The sequence below is a fragment of the Neoroseomonas rubea genome (genome assembly GCF_016106015.1).
Lineage (GTDB): Bacteria > Pseudomonadota > Alphaproteobacteria > Acetobacterales > Acetobacteraceae > Neoroseomonas > Neoroseomonas rubea.
Genome location: NZ_JACADQ010000632.1, coordinates 1 through 1086, shown reverse-complemented (window position 1 = coordinate 1086; position 1086 = coordinate 1). Strand labels below are relative to the sequence as shown.

Here is a 1086-nt window from a genome sequence, read left to right as displayed (position 1 = left end):
CCTGCTTGGCCGCCGGGTCCGCGCCGACGCGCGCGGTGCCGATGCCGGCGTCCCGCGCCACCACGGCGACCGCGCCGGGCCCGTCGCCGGAGAGCAGTTCCACGCCGAGCCCGAGGTCGCGCATCGCCGCGACCGACGCGGTCGCATCGCCCCGCAGCCGGTCGGCGAAGCGGAACAGGACCGGCGCGCCGTCGCCCTCGCGGAAGGCCAGGGTCATGCCGTCGGAGGTCCCAAGCACGCCGCAGAAGGCGGGCGAGCCGAGCCGTGCCGTGCCGCGCGCCAGCCCCTGGCCGGGGATTTCCTGCACGCCATCGGCCGCCGGTGCCTCGGGTGCCGCGCGCAGCAGCGCCTGGGCGAGCGGATGGCGCGAGGCACGGGCGAGCGAGGCCGCGCGCAGCATCACCGCAGGGTCCTGCCCCTGGTCGATCAGCACCGGGCGCCCTTCGGTCAGCGTGCCGGTCTTGTCGAGCACCGCATGGTCCGCGCTCGCCAGCCTCTCGAGCGCGGTCGCCGAGGTGACGAGCACCCCGCGGCGGAACAGCGCCCCGACTGCGACCACCTGCACCGCCGGCACGGCGAGCGCGAGCGCGCAGGGGCAGGTGATGAGCAGCACGCAGACGGCGTTCACCAGCGCCACCTGCCAGGGCGCGTCGAGGATGCCCCACCACAGCGCGAAGGTCGCCGCCGCGACGATGTGTGCCACCGGCACGTACCAGCGGGACGCCCGGTCGGCGATGGCGACGAAGCGGCCGCGCGCCTGTTCGGCGCGTTCCAGCAGCCGCGCCATGGCGGCGAGCGAGCCATCCCTTGCCGCCGCACTCACCACCATGGTGAAGGCCGCGCCCATGTTGATCGCGCCGGCCGGCAGCGCCTCGCCCGCGGCGAAGCGGCGCGGCAGGCTCTCGCCCGTCGTGGCGGCGGCGTCGAGCAGCGTCTCGCCTTCCGCCACGCCATCGAGGCGCAGCCGCTCGCCCGCCGCGACCAGCAGGCGGTCGCCGGCGGCGGCGCGTTCGGCCGGCACCGCTTCGGTGCGGCCATCGGGCAGCAGCCGCTGGATGGTGCCTTCCTGCAGCGCAAGCAGTTCCG

1 protein-coding gene is annotated in these 1086 nt (G+C 76.6%); it reads right to left on the bottom strand.

Annotated elements, in window-relative coordinates:
* Positions 1–1086 (bottom strand): HAD-IC family P-type ATPase (locus HW577_RS25460; protein WP_198378871.1); only part of this gene is annotated, 1086 nt, incomplete at both ends.